Below are 16,328 nucleotides of genomic sequence, written 5' to 3'. Positions count from 1 at the left end.
TAGATGCAGTCTATATCTAATGCCTAATTATTCTATAGCTATTATTTCATTCCTGCCGAATAAAGGAATTCATCCCTCTTGCACCGAAAAAATCACTGAAATATGAGGTGATCTGTGTGCATTTTTTACCATCGCTTCCTATATTCTGGCTGGTGGCGGAAGAAGGAAGTTTTTCGGCTGCGGCTAAAAAGCTGGATCTCACGCAACCCACTGTTTCCTTCCATATCGATCATCTGGAAAAAGAATTTGGCTGCCCTCTTTTTGTGAGAACAGCCAAAGGCGTGACCCTTACCGTATACGGCAAGGCTTTATTGGAAAAAACCCACTCTCTTCAAACCATCCTGGATGAGACTTATAGCCATATCCGCCAGTTAGTGGCCGGTGATGCCGGCCATATCACCATCGGCGCCAGCACAATACCGGCTGAATACATTCTGCCGGAGATTCTGGCAGGATTTCTCGCCCAATATCCCGATGTCAGAATATCGCTGCAGACCGGCGATAGCAGCGTCATCTTACGCAAATTCCAGGCAGGCAGTTTACCGCTGGCCATCATCGGCTTTCAGCCGGAGGTCCATCACTATCCCTTATGGCGGGATGACCTGGTCCTCGTGGCCCATCCGGATTTCCCCCTGCCTCACCTGATCGACGGGCAGTTAACTGTAACCGACATCGTCCATTATCCGCTCATCCTGCGGGAAGCTGCATCCGGCACTCGCCAGACCTTGCTGTCAGTCCTATCCCGCGGCGGAGTATCATGGGAAAATTTAAAGATTATCATGGAAACCAGCGGCAATGAATCGGTAAAACGTGCTGTCATGGGGCAGGCCGGCATCAGCTTTATATCCCGCTGGGCGGTGGTCAGGGAACTGGCTGAAGGCAGTCTGCGGAACATTCCGGTCCGGAATATCAAGATTGACCGTACATTTTACGCCCTATGGAATCCGCCCCTTTGGCCGACCTGCCTGGAAAATCTCTGGCAGGCTCTTTGCCTTACATCTCCCTTTCAGTGTTCACCAGAGGCGGAACGATCTGCTTCTTCCGGGACATAACCGACGGCAGATATATAACCCCGTTGCCGTCAGGCTGCCCAAAGGCCCGTGTGACCAGTCCCGCCGGCTGGCCCGCAAACACGAAGTGAGTGGCTTCTTTAATGATATCGGTAATCATCAGCGCCGCGATATCATACCCTTCTTTCTGCCGCATTTCTTCCAGATAGGTGTGAATCTCATTTTTTCCCTCCAGCACTTTCTCCGGATCCAAAACCGATATCTGACTGATGGATACCCGATATTCGCCGATCTGAAATTCTTTCAAATCGCGGTGAATATAGTCCGACGGCGTGGATTGGGACAGATCGGAGCCTGCTTTTAAAATCTCCATGCCAAAGGTCTCGATATCCAGTTCGGCAATGGCCGCCAGCTTGGAGGCTGTCTCCCGATCCTGGGGAGTTGATGTGGGAGACTTAAACAGGAAGGTATCGGAGATAATAGCCGCCAGCAGCAAGCCGGCGATATCCCTGGGCAGAACGACTCCCCGGTGCCAATGCATGTTGGCCACAATGGTGGCAGTAGATCCCACCGGTTCATGCCGGATAAAGATTGGTTCGCTGGTCTCCAGTCCGCCTAAGCGGTGATGATCAACGATTTCCACAATTTGTACCTCCTCGATTCCCTCCACTGCCTGCGTCTTTTCATTGTGGTCCACCAGAATCACTTTTTCCTTTTGCTGCACAATCAAGCGGTCCCGGCTGATCATTCCCACCAGTTTGCCGTTGGCCACGACCGGATAGCTGCGAAACTTGGTCTGAATAATGGTCTCTTTGATATCCGCCATCAGCTCGCTGGGGTTAAAGGTAATTACGTTAGTCTGCATCACCAGCTGAACCGGAATGCTTTGATTGATCAGCCGGGCGCAGGTATAGGTATCATGAGGAGCACGGATCATGACGACCCCTTTCGCCTCGGCTGTTTCCAGCACCGGTATGGAAATCTGGGCATTGCCCGTAATGATCAGGCAGTCGACCCCTTTATCCATACAGGCCATCTGTGCCTCATCCCTGTCGCCCACCAGTACAATATCCCCGGACCGGATCATCTGCAGCATGGTATGAGAGCGGGCGGCAGCAATGCGAATCTTACCGTTCACCCTGCGCTGCAGGTCACCGGTAACAAATGTGCCGTTTAGAGCCCGCAAAATGGCGCCATAGGTCACGCCGGCCTGGGATAGATCCTGAATCTCCAATTCGTCAAAATATCGTTTTGCCAGGTCGCCCACACTAACAATGCCGTATAAGGTGCCGTCCTCTCCGGCAACTGGAACGGACTTCGCATTGGCTGTTTTCATGACCTGTCCTAATTCCCGCAAAGTATCCGTAGGGCGCACCGTTGTTGTAACTTCGACCATGACATCCCGGACTCTGGGGTGAAGATCATGAATGAGGGGCGGCGCGTCCCATCCGAAGTATTCCAGGACGAACTTGGTTTCCGGGTTGATTTTGCCGGCCCTGACGGCCATAACTTCGTACCCCAGGGCATCTTTCAGATGGGCATAGCCGATAGCGGAACAAATCGAGTCGGTATCCGGATTGCGGTGCCCGATCACATAAGTTGGTTTAGACATAAAGGCCTCCTAGTAAAATAAATATAAAATAAATCATTAAAGCAAACAAAAGGACAGAAAAAGCGTGTAAGCTTAGTCTATCCTTTTTCATTCACGACCACGACAAAATCTAAACCGTGAATTTATTCACTGTCCGCCCCAAATGCTCGGACAGGTCCGCCAGACGCTCGGCAGTATGGGTCAATTCAGTCATTTGAGCGGTCTGCTCCTGAGAAGAAGCGGAAATCTGCTGAATAGCAGCGCAGCTTTCGGCGGCAACCGCCGCCACTTTTTCCATCACTGCCATCACTTGATCAATGGATTTCACCATGCCTTGGGCCGAATCAGCAGCCTGTTCCGCCGAATCCAGTATCTTGCCGAGAGACTGACCGAACGCGGCCAGACTTTGGCCGACTTGGTAAACGGTCTCAACCCCTTTATTTACTTCCTGAGAGCCCTGTTCCATGTTCTGGGATATATCGGTAATTTGATTCTGGATGCCGCCAATGATCGCGATAATTTGTTTGGCCGCGCTTTCCGACTGTTCAGCCAGTTTGCGCACCTCGTCGGCTACCACGGCAAATCCTCGGCCCTGTTCACCGGCCCTGGCCGCTTCAATAGCGGCATTTAAGGCTAACAGATTGGTCTGTCCGGCAATATTCGTAATGAATTCGACGATTTGGCCGATTTCCCGGGATTTATCCTGAAGGGAGTGAGCTTCCGTCACATTACTGCTGCTGCCGCTGGCAATCTGCTTCATGCGCTGGATGGCATCGAAGACAGCTTTGGCGCCATCGGTACTGCCGGCGTGAGACTCCTTGGCAGCCTGCATCATCTTCTGGCAGTGACTGTTCAGCACCTTGCTGTCCTCAGCCAGACGCCTGGCCAAATCAACCGCAATACCGGCTTCATTGGCTTGTTTTTCTGATCCGCCGGCAATATTCCGAATATTTTTCGTTATTTCGTCCGCCGCCGTATTCGTTTCGGCAGCGGCAGTCAGCATTTGCTGCGAAAAACCTTGCACCTGGCCTGCGGCCTGGCCCATATCCACAATAACTGTGCGAAGGGTAGTAACAGTATGATTCAGGGCTTGGGCCAGCTCTTTGGCTTCACCTTTTTGTCCGGTAAAAGTCACTTCGGAGGTCAGGTTGCCTTTGGCGAGTTCTTCAGCGTCGTCCAGCAGCCGGGTCAAATGCTGGCTGCCCTGCCCGCCGGTCCGGCGCAGCAAGAGGATCAGAACGATCAGGACCACCAGCCCGCCGCCCATAATGCTGTATATTGCCTGGCGGTTCAGTTGTGTCACTGAGTTCATGCCGCCGGTAGCCGCCTGCCGATATTGTTCCTGCAGGCTTTCCAGCATATCGATCAACCGGTCGTTCTGCCGGGTGAATTCAGCGATCATTTTATTGCCGGCCACCGGCCCCCCTACTACATAGGCATCCGCCATCCTGCGGCCAAATTCATAACAAGCGGCAAAGGCCTGATCAATCTGCTGGATCTCATTGGTTTTCTCCGGCGTGAGTTTTAGAAGCGCATCCCTGGACTGTTTAAACCGTTCCGCCTCACCGGCCGCCTTTCTCAGACCCTCAGCCAGTTCCTGCTCTGACTGTATCGCGCTCACATCGTTGAGATACTGATGCACCTGCATCACGGATTTGGTCATGGCATCGACCTGCGTCAGAGCGGGATAAGCGTTGGTATTCACTATCTCTACCCCGTTGTTGGCCTGCTGCACGAAATAGGTGCCAGCAAACAGCGTTGCCGTCAAAAGCAAACTAATGGTAATAATTCTTCCCGCTGCACTATGTAAAGACATACCGAACATATTATTGCTCCTTTGCAAATTACATGTACTGCTCATTTTTGGTATATCAGGGTTCTCTATTTTATCATTTTTCTTTTTCCTGACAACAACAGAACTTGACTCTATGAGAAGGGCCTGCACCTGAACTGGAGCATGTTTTCGACAAAAACATACCAAATCCCTCTTTTGCTTTCGCTGTTCATTGCATATAATGATTAAAAAGACCTAAATCCGGTACCATTGAGACTGGCCCTGATGAGCCTGTTTCAATGGCCGCCAAAGGAAGGGATCGCATGATACCACATGTCTCGCCGGCCATGCTGCAGCCGGATTTCTGGACAAACAAACTGGAACGCCCCTCGGCCGTCTTGCTCGACCCAGGTACGGTATCCGGCCTCAACCAGATTACCCGTGAAAAGCTGCCGGAGTTTGTGACGGACCTGACAGCCTATCCGGAAACGCTGCCCCGCCAAACCTTGCTGAAACAGATTGGCGAATATGAGTGGGGCCGGGAACCCCGCTATTTAGACGGTGTCCTGCTGCCGGATTCCTATTGCCGGTCTCTGGAGCTCCGCATGGGGCTTGAGACCATACCGGCCATGGCGCAGATGCGCTATGCCTATACCGTCCGGCGGACCAATGTAAGGACCGTGCCGACGGAAGATTTCGTCACCAACCGTCCTGATGACCGGCTGCTGGACAGATGCCAGGAAACAGCCCTTGATCCGGCCGAACCGCTGGTCGTCCTCCATGCCGGCAGTGGGCAGCAGTGGTATTTTGTCCAGGCCTATAATTATCGCGGCTGGGTCAACAGCCGCGATATCGCCCTGACCGATGACCGCAAGCTATGGCGGAACTATCAGGAAACAAACCGATTTCTCGTAGTCACCGGCTACAAGGTGGCCTTAGGAATAAATCCGGTTTCTCCTGATTTCTCGCAATTGGTATTTTCCATGGGGGCAAAGATTCCCCTGGCGGTGGAAGATGATTGGGGCGCCATCGACCTGCAGACCCCTGCCGGCAATTATGTGGTCAATCTCCCCTGGCGGCAGGCTGACGGACAGTTAGCCTTTCGCCTGGCTCTTGTCCCTTTGTCCGCCGATGTATCAGCCGGTTATCTCCCGGTCACCCGGGAAACAGTCATCCGGCAGGCATTTAAACTGCTGGGCAATCGCTATGGCTGGGGCGGGCTGTTTGAAAGCCATGACTGCTCTGCTCTGATTTTGGATGTGTACCGTTCTTTTGGCATTATCCTGGCGCGCAATGCCGGGGAACAGGCCTTGGGCGCAGGCTCGGTTATTTCCCTTTCAGCCGGGCAGAATGAAAATGAACGCCGGGAAACCCTGGACCGGGTCCAGCCTGGCGCCACACTGCATCTGCCGGGTCATGTGATGCTGTATCTGGGGAAACATGATTCCCGCTACTATGCGATTCATGCCTTTGGCGGCTATGGTGACCAAAGCCGCCCGCAAGCGGACGGCTCTTTGGCCAGCGTGCCATTATACGGGATAGTTGTGACCGATCTTGCTCTGCCCCGGACCACGGGCTGCAGTTTATTAAATTCTTTAGAAGCTATTAACCAAATTGTATAAGGAAGGACCGCTGAAAAAGGCCCATCTGCGTTGTCGGTCCTGCGGGCGCGCGTTCGACGTACCCTCCAAACGTACAGTCTCACGCGCGTCCTTGTCCTTCCTAGCATCTGGACCTTTTTGAACGGTCCCAATCAGCAGCTTGTTTTTTTTATAAATACTGACGAGTTATCGGCCGTATTCACACCAGGGTTCCTCGGCCAGGTAGTCCCCGTCAGAATAGTAGTAAGCCCGGGCCCGGCAACCGCCGCAAACATCCGAGAAGCCGCAGGCGCTGCAGCCGCCTTTCAGGACGTCATGGCGCAAGGAGTTGAACAAGGGGCTGTCCCGCCATATTTCCGTGAAGTCAGTTTGCTTCACATTGCCTGCCTTCATGGGCAGGTAAGGACAAGGCTGTACGTCTCCGTTGGGGATAATCACGCAGTAGGAAGTCCCTGCTAAACATCCCCTGCTGTAGCGCATGGGGATGTTTTTTTGCTTGGCGATGCGCATGAATTGCGGGGCGCAGGTAGGCTTGATCTCAATGGGCACTTGCTGTTTTTTCTCCAAAATCCGGGTCAGCAAGGCTTCGTAAGCTTGGGTCTTTAATGTGGTCTCCTCGATATTCTTACCCCGTCCGGCGGGAACGAGAAAAAAGATGTGGTGGGCAATAGCTCCTACTTTGACCGCCAAATCGGTAATATCGGTGATCTCGTCTTCGTTTAAGCTGGAAACCGTAGTGTGGATCTGAAAAGGCAGTCCAGCCTCCTGACAGGCTTTCATGCCGGCCAGGGTTTTCTCCCAGGATCCATCGCTTTGCCGAAACCAGTCATGCTTGGACTTATCCTTGCTGTCCAAGCTGATGCCGGCCACTGCCAGGCCGGCTTCCTTGAGCTTCACGGCTACCTCCGGGGTAATCAGCAGGCCGTTGGTCCCCAGCACCGGGCGCAGACCCACTGACCGGGCATGGCGGATGAGGTCATAAATATCACTGCGCATCAGCGGCTCGCCGCCGCTTAAAATCATGATTTTAAAGCCGGCTTGGGCGATTTCACTCAGCAGCTTCTTGCCCTGCTCGGTAGACAGCTCATCATCCTGTTTGGCGCCGGCGTCCCGATAGCAGTGCAGACACTGGATGTTGCAAGCCTGTGTCGTGTTCCAGGATATAATCATAGAGTTCTTCTCCTTTCTCAAAGGGACCGTTGAAAAAGGCCCATCTGCGTCACGTCAGCCTACTGCGGGCGCGCTGTATCAGAATCCATGGCTTTCTCCAGAAAGCGGTAACAATTGGATGATCTCTCATGAGTGAAAAGTCACCTGAATTCTTCATTACGGAGACGCAGGGTGTCTCTTTTACCTAGCATCGGGACGTTTTTGAACGGTCCGAGACCATAGCTAAATATTGCAGCATACTTTTTTATCTACCTTCTATTTTAACCCCAGTTTATCCTGCAGCATTTCTTCCAGGATTTCGCCCGTATCCCGGACAAAACCGACGCATAAGGCGTTCCGCAGGTTTTCTCCATCCATTCACGCCACTTCTAAAGCTCAAGTTTCATTTCCGATAAAAATTCCTGAAACTCTTTTCTCGCCGCCTTAATGAACTCCGGGTCCTGCTTGTCCAGTGCGGCTTCAAACTTTCTTAGGGCCCGTTCGATAAAAATACGGTTGTTTCCAATGCTTTCTTCGTAATACCTCTCTCCCTGCAGCAGCAGCAGCTTGTTTTCTTCCCTTTCGCGGGGATGGATTTTCATATACGAAAGTTCCTGCAGCCGCACATTGATCTCTGCCTCGGTCATGTCTGTCTCGTTGTTGATGATGATCTGCCGGATGGTTTCTCCGGTAGAAACTGATTTGACCTCCACCTCTAAAAGCGAATTTACATCATACGTATAAGTGACATCTATAGCCTCTTCACCAGCTTTGGCCTTGGGGACTTCAATACTCAGCTCGCCAAGGGACAGGTTGTTCTTGGCAAACCGGCTCTCGCCCTGCAAAATATTGACCCGCACTTTGGTTTGATTATCCCTGACTGTGTACAGACGTTCTGTCCGGCTAGCTGGAATGATGGTGTTCCGTTCGATAATCGGACAAAACAAGCCGTCGATGAACTGATTATCCCCATTGTCCCGCACCACCTCTGTCCCCAGGGTAAAGGGGCATACATCGGTCAAGATCACTTCGCGGACTAACGCATTTCTTTCTTTCATGGCGCCCTGGACAGCAGCTCCCAAGGCAACGGCTTCATCAGGATTGATGTTGAAGTAAGGAAGGGTCTTAAACAATTTGCTGACAAAGCTGCGGATGACGGGAAGCCTGGTAGCACCGCCCACCATAATCACCTTATGGATGTCTGGAATTCGTATGTTGGCATCAGCCAGACTCCGTTTGATCGGCTCTTTGATTTTTTCCAGCAAATTCTCGCAGGCGGTTTCATATTCCTCTATGGTAATTACTGCTTCATAAACCGCTTCGTTGATAACACAGCGGAATTTAACCTTACGGTCCTCTGAAAACCCATGCTTGCAAAGCTCCGCCTGCTTATAGATATGCGCCAGCTGCTTGCCGGTAAGCTGAGCAGGATTCAGCGCCGGCGTCTTTGCCAGGAAGATTTCTTCCAGGACCCGGGTGAAATCCTCGCCGCCGAGAAAATTATCGCCTGCCACGGCTCGTACCTCAATAATACTGCCGTATAACTCCAGTATGGAAACGTCAAAGGTCCCTCCCCCCAGGTCGAAGACCAGGAATTTTGCGTTTTGATTCTGGTTTTGATATAAACCATAGGCTATGGCAGCAGCGGTAGGCTCGCTGATAATTCGTTCCACCTTAAGCCCCGCCAGCTCGCCGGCCCTTTTGGTAGCGCGCCGCCGCTGTTCGTTGAAGTAAGCCGGCACACTGATCACCGCCTCAGTGACCGGCTTCCCCAGATAGCTTTCAGCATCCTCTTTCATGGCGCGAAGGACAAACGAGGACAATTCCTCTGCCGTGAATTTTTTATCTAAGAGCGTATACTCTCGCTTGCTTCCCATGTCCCGCTTAAATACGGCCGCCGCGCTCGTTTGATTGAGCCAAAGACGCTCTTGTGCTGTTTCACCCACATAAATCTGGCCTTGTTCATCCATGCTGACCACCGAAGGGGTTAATGGCTTGCCTAATCGATTGGGAATGATCCTTGGTCCTTCTTCGGTGAAATACGCCGCCAGACTGTTAGACGTCCCCAGGTCAATGCCGATAATCATAGATACCTCCAAATGGTTTTGAAAATGTTGTCTTTCCTATTGTTTTTCTTATTTGTTAGTTCGCTGAGATGTCTTTTATAGAGGGCGCTGTTATCTAAGGCCATCGCCTTTTTGTAATACTCCTCCGCCCGGTCAAACTGCTTCATTTCCTCGTATAATCTGCCCAGTCCGTAATAGCCGTCAAAGCACTCTTTCGCATGACAGCTTTTACAGGGCAAGTTATCAACAGCCTGCGTAAAATAGTACTCTGCCCGGCGGTGCTCTCCCAGAATCAGATAAATCATGCCCAAGCGCCAATGATACATTCCGCCATAAGGCTTATACGCGATAAATCTTTTTCTGTCGCCATACATATCCTCTATGGCAGACAGTGCCTGAGTGGCCCATTGTCTTGCTTCCCGTGTCTTTCCTTCATCAAAATAGACTTGAGCCAGATACAAACAACATAGGTAATAGGATTCCGTTTTTGGGGAGCCGGCATTTGCGATGGCTTTTTTCAAAGAGCTTTTGGCCCTGAAGTACTTACCTATGGAAAAATAAAACATACCAGTCCTTTTCAGGACCTCCACTGATTTTCCGTTATGTAGTACGGCATTACAGGCATAAATAAACGCCATCCAGAATTGTCCCGCGCCCTCGTAAATTTGCATGATGTGATAACATGCCTCTTCCTTGGGAAAATCATATTTTTTAATCAGATCTTGATAGACCTTGACCGCTTCCTTGGGTTTGCCCATTTTTGCTAAAACAGCGGCGATGTATTCATGTATATCTTGACGGTCAGGCCAGTGCTTAAGTATTTCCCGGTAACAATCCAGAGCTTCTTCATATCTGCCAAGAATCTCAAAACAGGTTGCCAAATTGCTGTGAGGCAGCAAAGAGTCGCCTGGCTCCATTAATTCCAGGGCTTTTTGGTACTCGCCGATCGCCTCGTCATATTTTTTCATATTCTTTAATACATACCCGGCATTATTATGAGGCCATAGATTTTTGGGATTGCATTTCACTGCCTTTTGGTAACACTCCAGGGCTTTAGCAAATTGATAACCCTTATCGTAAATGATGCCTACATGGACATAATAATAGCTGCTATCCTGTCTCAGCTCAAGCAAATGCTCGCCGTAACGCCTTGCCGTTTCGTAATGTTTTACATCTTCCTCCCGCTCGTACACGCGTATATATAGGTCTCCGAGTTTCTCCAGGGCGTCCAGATTGTCCGGATTGATTTCCAACGTTTTCCGGTAGATCCGTATAGCATCATATTCGTTATCAGTTTCCTCATAGCATCTACCCAGGCGGGTGTGGGCATATTCCGCCTTGGGATAGGTTTTTATGAGTCTCTCCAGGATGATAATCGCCTCCTCATACCTTGCCAAATCCACGTACAGATAGGCTTTGGTGAAGTGGTAATCATCCTTCTGAGGATTTTGTTGGATAGCCGCTTCCATGGTCTCCAGCCCTTTGGGAAAATCACCAACATTGGCATAGGCCTTGGCCAGTTCGTGCAAGACCTCTCCCAAATCATGAAATTCGTCTTCACGCTGATCCCGGGGATCTTTTATCTTTTCCGACAAGGCCAGAATAACCTGTAAGGCCGCTTCTTCCTCTTCCTTGCTTTTTGACATAAAACGCAGGCACTTACCGTAAAGCAATTCCAGCTCATTGCTTTCCAGCTTTGCTTCCCTGGCCCGGTTAATGACCCCAAAAGCATCCTCGTATTGATCATTAAAGTAAAAAACCTTGGCAGCTAAGAGATAGGGCTTTACGTTAGAAGGATAAATTTCAATGGCCTTATAGTAATCATCAATCACTTCCTGGCCGTTGCGCATATTGTAATGGGCTTCCTGGCGATTGATATAGGCGGGATAGTAACCTTTACTTTGCTTGAGAATCTCATCGCAGACATCGATACAGGCCTCCGGTTTGCCCGATCGCAATAAAGCCGAAGACAGGTGCTGCATCGTGTCCAGCTTTTCACCCGAATTTTCCTCAAGGGAAGCAGCCTGCTGCAAGTAGGGGATGGCCTGTTCGTAGTCCTTTTCATTAAAACAGCATGCGCCCATCAGCCGATAGCAGATCGCTAAGTCCCGCCTCCCCTCCCCGTCCTCGGGAGGATTTTTTAGCAGTTCCAGCCATTGAGAGGAGTAATCTAAGGCTTTTTTAAATTCCTCTTTTCTAAGATATACATAGCTGTGTATTTTCAAAAACCAGGGCTCTCTGCTTGTCTCTGCGGGAAACTCAGCTAACAATTGGATACACTGATCCAAAGAATTGTTTTGATAATAACACCAGGCCAGATCTTCCTTGACCTTTAGATTAGCAGATTCCGCTTGGCAGATTGCCTCATACTCCTTGATCAAATGCTCATTGGCCTCAACCAGCAGCCGATGGATATCTTCATCCCTGGGGTAGGCCCTTAATAATTCTACTGCCCGTTCATTGGCCTCTTTATAACGCCCCTTGTAAATGTCATATGAGATCAGACCAATCTGGGCGCTATAGTGAGCAGGCCATTTTTGACGCAGCTTTTCCCAAATAGACGCCGCTTCATCGTGGTGATTGACGGCGGCATGAGCTTTTGCCACGATGTAAGCGATATAATCGTCCGCCAAATATGGGGCCAGCTTAGGAATCAGTTGTTCAATTTCCGGTTTATGATCAAGGGAGATAAAATACCTCAGCCTTTGTGCATCCGCATAGGGATGATAAATCGGCAGCGTATCTATTGTATTAAATTCATCTTGCACCGCTTCTGTCTGATTCTCATTCAGCAGACGGTTTATGTTGTAGCAGGAACGCATATAGTCATCCACCGAAGCATCGCCGCTGACAGTAAGCAAGTTCAAATCAATCTGCGAATAATCTTGAATCTGATTGATGACATATTCAATAAAATTCTCGGAGAAGGATTGCAGCAGAGTTTCTTTATTCTTGATCAGATCAAAGGCACGGTCCAGCATAAGCCAGACCTCATGGGGCAAATAATAGTGGTCCATTATGTAGGCCAACAGCTTTTCTCTGGCTTCCAGCCAGGTATCCAGACCCTGGCAGACATCATTGGATAATAATTTTTCCCAGAGGCCTGGTTCTCTCCGTTTACGGATATCCTGATAGATGTCGTCTGCCTGTTCTAACCATAGATCCATATCGCTTTTCGCTTTTGCCGGCGCTTCATCCACTGCAGGCTCAGAGCTTAACCGGATGGCTTCTTCATAAGCCTTTCTTAAGTTGATAAATCCCTGGGCATCATCTTCAGGATTAGTATGAAGCAGTTGGGTACGATATGCCCCCCGGATCAATCCAGGATCTTTTGTTTTATTAATGCCTAATATCTGCCAAATAATCTCTTCTTTCATCAAAAATCGCCTCGTATGCATAAAATATAGGATTATTATACTACTTTGTGTATGGCTTTTCCATTTATCATTTAAAAGGAAAGTATTGAAGTAGAGCAAACCGTATCGTTTACAAGGTAGATGGCGACCCATTAATCATTGCTCAATGCGGCAAGCCTCATGATGATTAAATATTGGCTCTTGCATATTCAACCGGATTATGATAGGATAATTTACAAATTAGTCTATATTTTTAAAGACGATGACAGGAATAGTACGCGGTATGTCCATAGCACAGAGAGCCGGGTCTGGTGTAAACCGGTCTGAGAACGTCCGCCGAATGCCTCCCTGGAGTTGTAAGGCCGAACAAAGTAGGCCATTCCGCTGCCCGGCGTTAACGGGATTGAGTGAGTCCGGTCGCGAACTGGCTAAACTAGGTGGTACCGCGGGAAGATAATCCCGTCCTGGCGCAAGAATTTTCTTGCCGGGACGGGATTTTTTTGTTGCCCCCCCAAAGACTAAAAATGCAGAAATGGAGCGAAAGAACAATGATGCGTGAATTATTGGAGTTACTGGAAAAAGATCATACTCTGACTGCTGAACACCTAAGCCGGATGTTAGGCCGGCCCAAAGAAGAAATTGAGCGGGAAATTACCCGCCTTGAACAGGAAAAAATCATTGTCAAATACCAGACGATTATCAACTGGGAAAAAGCTGATGCGGATATGGTCACCGCCATTATTGACGTTAAGATCACCCCGCAGCGGGAAGTAGGCTTTGATGCCCTGGCTGAACGCATTTACCGCTTTCCGGAGGTCCGCAATCTCTATCTGATGTCCGGCGCCTATGACCTGTCGGTCATGGTCCAGGGGAAATCCCTAAAAGAAGTAGCCCGGTTTGTCGCTACTAAGCTGGCCACCATTGAGGGGGTTATCAGCACCACCACCCACTTCATGTTAAAGTGCTACAAAGAAGAAGGGGTTATCATTGATGATAAGGAAGAAGATCGCAGACTGGCGGTGACGCCATGAACTGGTCGGAACGGATTTCTCCTGCCGTACGGTCCATTCCGCCTTCCGGCATCCGGCGATTCTTCGATATTGTCGCCGAAATGAAAGATGTGGTCTCATTAGGAGTGGGCGAGCCGGATTTTGTGACTCCCTGGCACATCCGGGAAAGCTGCGTGGAAGGACTGCAGCGGGGTTATACGGCTTATACCTCCAACTACGGGTTGCTGGAGCTGCGGCAGGAAATCGCCAAAACAATCTGCCGCAAGTACGGCGTAACCTATGATCCGAAACATGAGGCTTTGGTAACGGTAGGAGTCAGCGAAGCTCTGGATCTGGCGATGCGCGCCATTCTGGCGCCTGGCGACGAAGTGCTGGTGCCTCAGCCCTGTTATGTTTCATATCCCGCCTGCGTCACTCTGGCCGGCGGTCATCCCATCCCGGTGGCCACCACCGTGGAGACGGAATTCCGGCTGACTGTGGAGCAATTGGAACAGGCTATTACTCCCAGGACCAAGGCTATCTTGCTGGGATACCCCAATAATCCTACCGGGGCGATCATGCCCCGGGACGAGTTGCTGAAAATCGCCGCTTTCGCCGAGGACCATGACCTCATTGTCATTTCTGATGAGATTTATGCCGACCTGACATACGAAGGAGAACACACCTGTTTTTCTTCCCTGCCCGGTATGCGGGACCGGACCATTTTATTAAACGGCTTTTCCAAGGCTTATGCTATGACCGGCTGGCGCATCGGATACGCTCTGGCGAATCCCGACTTTATCGCCGCCATGACCAAAATCCATCAGTTCACCATGCTGTGTGCCCCGGTTACCGCCCAGGTGGCGGCCATTGAAGCGCTGCGCCACGGGGAATGCCACATGAACAGCATGGTGGCCGAATATAACCGCCGGCGCCGTCTGATGGTGGAAGGATTCCAGCGCATAGGACTCCCCTGTTTTGAACCGAAAGGCGCTTTTTATATCTTCCCGTCCATCCGGGAAACCGGGATGACCTCTCTAGAGTTCGCGGAAGAATTGCTCAAAAAGCAGAAGGTCGCGCTGGTGCCCGGCGATGCCTTCGGCGCAAGCGGCGAAGGTTTTGTCCGCTGCTCCTACGCTTCTTCTGTCGCCAATTTGTCAGAAGCGTTAACCCGCATCGAGAAATTTTTAAAGGGCCGTTGAAACGGCCCCCGGGCTCCTCTAGCTTCCCCTTACATCCTGAAAAACGACGGCAGGACAGGTCAGATCAAAAATTTTCGGTTCCAGGCGCTTCAGTTCTTCCACAACCCAGCCCTCGCTACGTCTCTCAATCATCTCATATGCTTCATCCAGCGAATCCGCTGCCACCGCCAGCACCGCATCATTATACATGGCCTGGTGCACATTGGGCTCGTTGATCATGCTATAACTGTGATATTTGCGGTTATGCCGCCAGACAAATACCTTCATGGTCTCATTCTATCCCGTTTATACGTCTGAAGCCGCGTCTTGTCCCGCCAGCATCCGATCCGGCCAACAGTACGGCCAGTACTGCTGCCACGAGGGTGATCAGGGCGGTCATTCCGGCCAGGATCAATCTCAGTTCGTCCATGTCCCCGGCGAGCTTGCCCTGTTCTTCCGCCAGCGTCTGTTCATTGTGCCTGATCAGCCCGCTGAGATATTTCTCAATATCCCGGCCGGCGCTGGCTTCATGACGGGCCGTGCGGACAGCTATTTCCTGCAGCACTTTACCCGAAAGCGGCTGTGTCTGCAGTTTCAGCAAATCATCCTGTTCTTTTTGCCAAACCTGCCGGGCCGCGGCATAGTCTACCCAGATCTGGCTTTCCCCGGCGTCTTTGGCCACGGCCTCATAGGTATTCCAGGCTTGGTTGACGGCCTGCGCCTCTGCCTGGTATTTCTGCCGGTAAGCATCAACCTGTTTACTGTCCGCAAACCCATTTAATATGGCAAAGGAATACTTCTCCATTGTCAGATGAGCCTGCTTCATTGCCCGGAGAGCCTGAAGCTTTTGCCCTCGCTCGTTCGCGGCGTCCTGAAGCGCCGTCAGGGAAGCGTTCAGATGCTGATCCGCAAAATATCCCGCCGTTGAAAATAAAACAATAATTAAAACAAATCCTATGGCAAACTTACCTGCCATACTCCAGTTGCGCTGCATTACCAATTCTCCTCCTATTCTTTAGAGCATGATCCTTTTTCAACTGCTTTCCTGATTTCTTCATAGCGGAAGCACTGGGTCACATGATCGTTAACCATGCCTACTGCCTGCATAAAGGCGTAACAAATCGTCGGACCGACAAATTTAAATCCCAGACGGGACAATTCTTTGCTCATGGCCTGGGATTGTTTGGTTTCTGCCGGGACATTCTGAATGGTGGCCCAGGCATTCTGCACAGGTTTTCCATCGACAAATTTCCATATGAAAGAGTTGAAATTGCCCTGCTTGTCCTGTACTGCCAGATAAGCGCGGGCATTGGCCACCGCTGCCGCCAGTTTCAGCCTGTTGCGGATGATCCCCGGATTCGCAAGCAGCCGGGTCAGATCCGTTTCAGAGTAGGCAGCTATTTTGCCTGCATCAAATCCATCAAAAGCCTGACGGTAATTCTCCCGCTTTCTGAGCACTGTAATCCAGCTGAGTCCGGCCTGAGCCCCCTCTAAGATCAGAAATTCAAACAACTTCCGGTCATCATAAACCGGAACACCCCATTCCTGATCATGATACCTTACATACAACGGGTCTTCTCCGGCCCATTGACATCGGTGGTTCATGGGATC

Annotated in this window: 12 protein-coding genes and 1 other annotated feature; of the genes, 4 read left to right on the top strand and 8 right to left on the bottom strand. The window is 50.6% G+C overall.

The genetic code is table 11. The annotated features are described in order from the left end of the window. Positions 1–116 precede the first annotated feature (116 nt). Positions 117–1,052 carry a LysR family transcriptional regulator gene (locus ALO_RS02775; RefSeq protein WP_004092642.1) on the top strand — a complete coding sequence of 312 codons (936 nt, stop codon included), beginning with the start codon at positions 117–119 and terminating at the stop codon, positions 1,050–1,052. On the opposite strand, the gene ALO_RS02770 is transcribed toward ALO_RS02775, so the two are convergent. Beyond that, complete coding sequence (locus ALO_RS02770; protein ID WP_004092640.1) at positions 994–2,622, bottom strand: putative manganese-dependent inorganic diphosphatase; 1,629 nt, start codon at positions 2,620–2,622, stop codon at positions 994–996. The genes ALO_RS02775 and ALO_RS02770 overlap by 59 nt on opposite strands. 109 nt (positions 2,623–2,731) lie before the next feature. Further along, positions 2,732–4,426 carry a methyl-accepting chemotaxis protein gene (locus tag ALO_RS02765; RefSeq protein ID WP_004092638.1) on the bottom strand — a complete coding sequence of 565 codons (1,695 nt, stop codon included), beginning with the start codon at positions 4,424–4,426 and terminating at the stop codon, positions 2,732–2,734. Positions 4,427–4,698: 272 nt separating this feature from the next. Between ALO_RS02765 and ALO_RS02760 the strand changes: the two genes are divergently transcribed. Continuing rightward, positions 4,699–5,997 carry an SH3 domain-containing protein gene (locus ALO_RS02760; RefSeq protein WP_004092636.1) on the top strand — a complete coding sequence of 433 codons (1,299 nt, stop codon included), beginning with the start codon at positions 4,699–4,701 and terminating at the stop codon, positions 5,995–5,997. A gap of 165 nt (positions 5,998–6,162) precedes the next feature. Here ALO_RS02760 and nirJ2 read toward each other — a convergent pair whose 3' ends face one another. The 3 genes from nirJ2 to ALO_RS02745 all read right to left on the bottom strand — a co-directional run bounded on the left by nirJ2 (position 6,163) and on the right by ALO_RS02745 (position 12,568). Next, complete coding sequence (gene nirJ2 / locus ALO_RS02755) at positions 6,163–7,146, bottom strand: putative heme d1 biosynthesis radical SAM protein NirJ2 (RefSeq protein ID WP_004092635.1); 984 nt, start codon at positions 7,144–7,146, stop codon at positions 6,163–6,165. Positions 7,147–7,514: 368 nt separating this feature from the next. After that, positions 7,515–9,212 (bottom strand): molecular chaperone HscC, encoded by a 1,698-nt coding sequence (locus ALO_RS02750; RefSeq protein WP_004092633.1) that lies wholly within the window; start codon positions 9,210–9,212, stop codon positions 7,515–7,517. Beyond that, positions 9,209–12,568, bottom strand: coding sequence for a tetratricopeptide repeat protein (locus tag ALO_RS02745; RefSeq protein ID WP_004092632.1), 3,360 nt, complete (start codon positions 12,566–12,568; stop codon positions 9,209–9,211). Before ALO_RS02745 ends, ALO_RS02750 begins: the two co-directional genes overlap by 4 nt. A 232-nt stretch (positions 12,569–12,800) precedes the next feature. Next, positions 12,801–13,017, top strand: a binding site (T-box leader). An 81-nt stretch (positions 13,018–13,098) separates the two neighbouring features. On the opposite strand from ALO_RS02745, the gene ALO_RS02740 reads away from it, so the two are divergent. Then, positions 13,099–13,578 carry an Lrp/AsnC family transcriptional regulator gene (locus ALO_RS02740; protein WP_040292603.1) on the top strand — a complete coding sequence of 160 codons (480 nt, stop codon included), beginning with the start codon at positions 13,099–13,101 and terminating at the stop codon, positions 13,576–13,578. After that, positions 13,575–14,738: an aminotransferase class I/II-fold pyridoxal phosphate-dependent enzyme gene (locus tag ALO_RS02735; RefSeq protein WP_004092628.1), complete on the top strand. Its 1,164-nt coding sequence runs from the start codon at positions 13,575–13,577 to the stop codon at positions 14,736–14,738. Before ALO_RS02740 ends, ALO_RS02735 begins: the two co-directional genes overlap by 4 nt. A gap of 18 nt (positions 14,739–14,756) precedes the next feature. Here ALO_RS02735 and ALO_RS02730 read toward each other — a convergent pair whose 3' ends face one another. Genes ALO_RS02730 through ALO_RS02720 form a run of 3 tightly spaced genes read right to left on the bottom strand, consistent with a single transcriptional unit; the run spans position 14,757 to position 16,322 of the window. After that, on the bottom strand, positions 14,757–15,005 hold the full coding sequence (locus ALO_RS02730) for a hypothetical protein (protein WP_004092626.1): 249 nt from the start codon (positions 15,003–15,005) through the stop codon (positions 14,757–14,759). A 4-nt stretch (positions 15,006–15,009) separates the two neighbouring features. Next, complete coding sequence (locus ALO_RS02725; RefSeq protein WP_004092624.1) at positions 15,010–15,711, bottom strand: MCP four helix bundle domain-containing protein; 702 nt, start codon at positions 15,709–15,711, stop codon at positions 15,010–15,012. Between the two features lie 14 nt (positions 15,712–15,725). Then, positions 15,726–16,322, bottom strand: a complete 597-nt coding sequence (locus ALO_RS02720) for a DNA-3-methyladenine glycosylase I (RefSeq protein WP_040292566.1) — start codon at positions 16,320–16,322, stop codon at positions 15,726–15,728. Between the last annotated feature and the right edge of the window lie 6 nt (positions 16,323–16,328).

Origin of the sequence: Acetonema longum DSM 6540, assembly GCF_000219125.1 — a bacterium.
Lineage (GTDB): Bacteria > Bacillota > Negativicutes > Sporomusales > Acetonemataceae > Acetonema > Acetonema longum.
The sequence above is the reverse complement of the archived record's forward strand: the minus strand, read 5'-3'. Positions and strand labels throughout refer to the sequence as shown.